This window comes from Nitrospirota bacterium (assembly GCA_016212215.1).
GTDB lineage: Bacteria > Nitrospirota > 9FT-COMBO-42-15 > HDB-SIOI813 > HDB-SIOI813 > JACRGV01.
Window position 1 is genome coordinate 1 of record JACRGV010000004.1, and the last position, 4,319, is coordinate 4,319.

Below are 4,319 nucleotides of genomic sequence, written 5' to 3' on the forward strand. Positions count from 1 at the left end.
AATGCAATATCAGCAAAGATAATCCCATCAGATTACTCAACCGGATATAAAGGGATGGCAGAAATGATGGGCGAGTCCTTCGGCTACCTGATGTTTGCCTTGGTACTTGGTGTTATTCTGGCTTACATGGTACTTGCATCGCAGTATGAGAGCTTCATCCATCCCATAACCGTACTCCTTTCCATGCCATTTTCATTTATAGGGGCCTTTCTGGCGATCCTGATTACCGGAAAGACGCTTAATATATTTACATTTATAGGTTTGATCCTTCTCATGGGACTTGTCAAAAAGAACGCGATCTTATTGGTTGACTACACAAATACATTACGGGCAAGGGGGATGGAACGCAAAGAGGCAATATTAACAGCCGGACCTGTTCGGCTGAGACCTATTCTCATGACCACATTTGCCATGGTGCTTGGCATGATGCCCATTGCTATAGGAATCGGCGAGGGGGCTGAAACACGTTCACCGATGGCAATAGCTACAATAGGTGGTCTGCTTACCTCGCTATTCCTAACGCTTGTAGTAGTACCTGTCGTATATGACCTGTTTGATGAAGCACAGGCAAAGTTATTTAAACAATAACCTCAAGCTCCAAAAGGCATTAAACCGCTATCTCCAAATCAATCTTATCGTATTTAACCTCTGGTATGTTCCGTTCCTGTTTCTCTTTGGTTCTCTTAATCTCTACAAGCCCGACCTGTTTAAGGTACTCCAAGTCCTGTGTTACATTCTTAACATCCCTCTTAAGGAGTTTTGCAAGTTCATAGACAGAGGCAGGACGCTCTTTTTTAATCACATGCAGCATCTCTAATCTCTTTTCGGTTAATGCCCTTCTGAATGCCTCAAGGTTCTCAAAATAATAACCTCTCCGCTCCTTTACCTTCTCGCCCCCCTCAATCTTTTTCATGGTCTCCTTTACACCTTCGAGGACTTCCTCAAATCTCTTTATTCCTATCCTTATCCTTTTAACTCTCATCTCTCATCCTCCTTACATCGTTATAAAAATCATCAAAGAGTTTATCTATGCCCTTAAACTCGTATATCTCTTCTCCACTGCCGTAGTGCCTGTGGTCTCCCTTGCCCTCTGAATTGTCATAACCGATAAGCCTTTTGCCATGCCTGATATATACAAGAGAGTATTTATAGCCATGCGGTTTATCCTTTGTTTTAGGCGCTTCCCATAACTTAAACTCTGCAATATCCCCGCCCTGAAATTCCACCTTTTCCCTTACTATGAGTTTAGCCTTTGGCATGTCTAATAGGTATTATATGCCCTATAAGGTTATTGTCAACGGGGGGGAATAAAAAAGCCCCAAGTAATGCCTCGGTAAAGGGTGGGAAAATGTAGTTACCCCATTTGTGGGGCCCTCCAGTAATCTCTTTTCTAACTACTTCACAGGCTACACCCTAGTGAGTTTATAACTCTCGGTAAACCGTCATGAGACGCGGGCTCACAAATGGTCATGAAAAGGATATTAGTGCTTACTTGTAAAATTAAACGATATGAAATAGTTGTCATCCCCGAATGCTTTTATCGGGGATATGGCTTATAAACCAGATTCCCGATTAAACACTTCGGGAATGACATACTAACTAATATTTATACAAGTAAGCATTAGCATGAGTGTCAGAATGGACACCATAAAGACCTTAGCCGGTATCAAAGATAGCCGTGCCGTGGAACCATTAATTGAACTACTTTCTGATAAAGATCACAATATAAGAAGCGGCGCCATCAATGCCCTATCCGGATTCATAGATAAAAGGCCAGTTCCCTTTTTGCTGAAAATCATGTCAGATAAGAATGAGCCTGCTGATATACGACTTCTAATAATGTCTGCTCTCAGGCAGATTGATCCTGCACAATGGACAAAGAACATTGTCTTACTTGTTGAGGACCCGAGTCCTGAAATAAGGCGGGAGGCTATCAGGGGAATTTCTACATTACAAGATCCGAGCATAATAACTCTTCTTCTGAAATGTCTTATGGATAAGGACAAAGAGGTAGGAAGAGAAGTCGTATTAGCCTTAGGAAACTATAAAGACAACAAGGTGGTTGACCAATTAATCACGATACTCAAAAGCAGTACAGAAGAAAAAGACATCAGAATTGCTGCCATTAATTCACTGGCAAGGATCAGGGATGAACGGTAATCTATTCTATAACTACTTAGTAGACTATACTTTAACTTGCTAATTCCATGTAGCTTGCCTTGCTACAGGGTTACAACTTATTCCCTACCCATGACGAGTGAGTAACCAAAGATATAATATTGCACTACCTCGGCTAATTTGTTAAGATTTGGGACAGTAACAGTGTATCATATTTTACCACTATTTGGAGGTGATGAGCATGAAGGCAACTGTTAAGAAACAGATAGATGAAATGACAGAAGATGAGCTTCAAGAGCTCCTTAGGAGGGACTATTTAAGGAGACTCACGCGTTATAGGATGATTGATGATCTCTATAAGAATAAATATGGAATGGATTTTGACAGCTTTGAGATGGAAAACGTCGTCGAGAAAATGAAATATACCTTTGAAGTTGAATCTGATGCCCAGGAGTGGGAGATAGCTATTGATGGTATAAAGACAATTGAAAAGAAGCTGAAGGAGCTGAAGGGTGGAGATTAATGCCATAATAAGAGAGACAAAAGACATCGCAGATAAATATAACCTGTCACTTGTTGAGATTGACAGAACAGATAATATTATCAGCTTAAAACTGGTAATAGACAACGATCTTTTCATCCATATATATGGAAACAGTGCGAAGGACAAGCTTAACTTCGCCCTTGTCTTTAAAAATAAACGGCTACATGGGTATGACTCCGAAGGCGGTAAATATCACTGTCACCCTTTTGATGACCCTGATTCACATATATTCGTTGAGGCTACGAAATCAATAAAAGAGTTTGTTAACGAATCAATGAGGTTTATCGAGGAGAACGAGTTACTGTAAATTAAATACGGTTCTACTGGGATTTGTGTGGGTACATATCAAGTCTTCCACAGTAAAACAAGATTGCAATCCTAACCCGAACAAACCAGAAACAAAGCATTCCTCTCCTTTACATCGAACTATTCCCTTAACATTCCCCTCCTTTACAAGGAGGGGTTAGGGGAGGTATCTTTTCTCATCTCTATATCAATCCTGTACAATACATTTTCAAGATTTTCATAAATATCAAGATTGGTAAAACACAAAAAAGTAATCCCATAAGCTTCAATAATCTTTTGTCTTTCAATATCGTTTGTTACAGCATCCTCAGTAAAATGAGAATCCCCATCCACTTCAATAGCCAACTTTAGCTGAGGACAATAAAAATCCACTATAAATTTTCCAATGCTGTACTGACGCCTGAACTTGAAACCATTTAATCCCTTGCCTCTTAGCTTTAACCACAACATCATTTCAGCCTTAGGCATCTCTTGCCTTAAATTTCTACGTTTGAGCTTTTCACTTGTTTTATTGAACACTTTTGTCAATTAATCTCTCCGAATTATAAAATACCCCACCTAACCTCCCCTTGTAAAGGGGAGGAACACTATTTGTTGTTTCACCTTGTAAAGGGGAGGAATATTGTTTGCGTATCCCTTTGGCTATGGGATGGAGACTATCACTGATTCCACACTCCACACGAATCCCTGAAGAACCTTAAATACAAACCTACATGAAGAACCCTGCAGCCCTACATGAAGAACCCTGCAGCAAGCTACAGGAAATTATCAAGTTAAAAGGTTCTGAACAAGTATATCCATGCAATAATAATTTTCAAGAGACTTTTTCAGCAGCCTGACAGAGGGCAATAACCCTGTTTGCCAACTTAGAGGGAAAGACGCTTGGTAAAGCAATGCATGAGTGGTCGGCTTAAAGTGGGGGATGAACCCCCACGCTACGGCATGGTCGGATAGATTACAGTGGTTTCTACAACTACAGCCGATATTATGTAAACTCACAACAAGACCTAAATCAAGGTGAGTTTACATAATATCTATTATCAGACGTTGTGTTTAATTGAGACTCATTTTTTCATGTCTCCATTATTCACTATTATTTGAACAAAATTTTGTCATGTTGTGCACAATTTGACTGTCTCATCTTTAAGATTTTGATCCATTTTCTGAGATTTTTTCATCTCCTTTTCTATTCCAACAATAATTATATGAAAAGCTATCATATTGATATAATAGATAAATACATCAGTGTTTGGATTCCTAAATCCCTCTTTAAGCAGCCTGTCAAATGAATGGCACTGAATTTGCAATTTTAATCAATAGAATTATTTCACAGCTCAAACCATAAGGAGGT

The 4,319-nt window shown here is 39.5% G+C and carries 7 protein-coding genes; 4 read left to right on the plus strand and 3 right to left on the minus strand.

Annotated elements, in window-relative coordinates:
• A partial coding sequence (locus tag HZA08_00250) for an efflux RND transporter permease subunit (GenBank protein ID MBI5191856.1) occupies window positions 1–588 on the plus strand: 588 nt, incomplete at its 5' end.
• Window positions 589–607: 19 nt separating this feature from the next.
• Here HZA08_00250 and HZA08_00255 read toward each other — a convergent pair.
• Both HZA08_00255 and HZA08_00260 read right to left on the minus strand, forming a co-directional pair.
• Entirely contained in the window at window positions 608–982 is a 375-nt protein-coding gene (locus tag HZA08_00255) for an ArsR family transcriptional regulator (protein MBI5191857.1), read from the minus strand.
• Complete coding sequence (locus tag HZA08_00260) at window positions 972–1,259, minus strand: hypothetical protein (protein ID MBI5191858.1); 288 nt, start codon at window positions 1,257–1,259, stop codon at window positions 972–974. Before HZA08_00260 ends, HZA08_00255 begins: the two co-directional genes overlap by 11 nt.
• Window positions 1,260–1,626: 367 nt before the next feature.
• Here HZA08_00260 and HZA08_00265 point away from each other — a divergent pair, with 367 nt between their 5' ends.
• From HZA08_00265 to HZA08_00275, 3 genes are all read left to right on the plus strand, one after another.
• The gene (locus HZA08_00265; protein ID MBI5191859.1) at window positions 1,627–2,160 is read left to right on the plus strand and encodes a HEAT repeat domain-containing protein; all 534 of its coding nucleotides are present in this window, start codon (window positions 1,627–1,629) and stop codon (window positions 2,158–2,160) included.
• 199 nt (window positions 2,161–2,359) lie between these two features.
• Entirely contained in the window at window positions 2,360–2,641 is a 282-nt protein-coding gene (locus tag HZA08_00270; protein MBI5191860.1) for a hypothetical protein, read from the plus strand.
• On the plus strand, window positions 2,631–2,969 hold the full coding sequence (locus tag HZA08_00275; GenBank protein ID MBI5191861.1) for a hypothetical protein: 339 nt from the start codon (window positions 2,631–2,633) through the stop codon (window positions 2,967–2,969). Before HZA08_00270 ends, HZA08_00275 begins: the two co-directional genes overlap by 11 nt.
• Before the next feature lie 143 nt (window positions 2,970–3,112).
• On the opposite strand, the gene HZA08_00280 is transcribed toward HZA08_00275, so the two are convergent.
• Window positions 3,113–3,496, minus strand: a complete 384-nt coding sequence (locus tag HZA08_00280) for an endonuclease domain-containing protein (GenBank protein MBI5191862.1) — start codon at window positions 3,494–3,496, stop codon at window positions 3,113–3,115.
• Between the last annotated feature and the right edge of the window lie 823 nt (window positions 3,497–4,319).

Coding starts and splice junctions, on each gene's coding strand:
- HZA08_00265 (MBI5191859.1), top strand. CDS start 1,627: ATGAGTGTCAGAATGGACACCATAAAGACCTTAGCCGGTATCAAAGAT.
- HZA08_00255 (MBI5191857.1), bottom strand. CDS start 982: ATGAGAGTTAAAAGGATAAGGATAGGAATAAAGAGATTTGAGGAAGTC.
- HZA08_00270 (MBI5191860.1), top strand. CDS start 2,360: ATGAAGGCAACTGTTAAGAAACAGATAGATGAAATGACAGAAGATGAG.
- HZA08_00260 (MBI5191858.1), bottom strand. CDS start 1,259: ATGCCAAAGGCTAAACTCATAGTAAGGGAAAAGGTGGAATTTCAGGGC.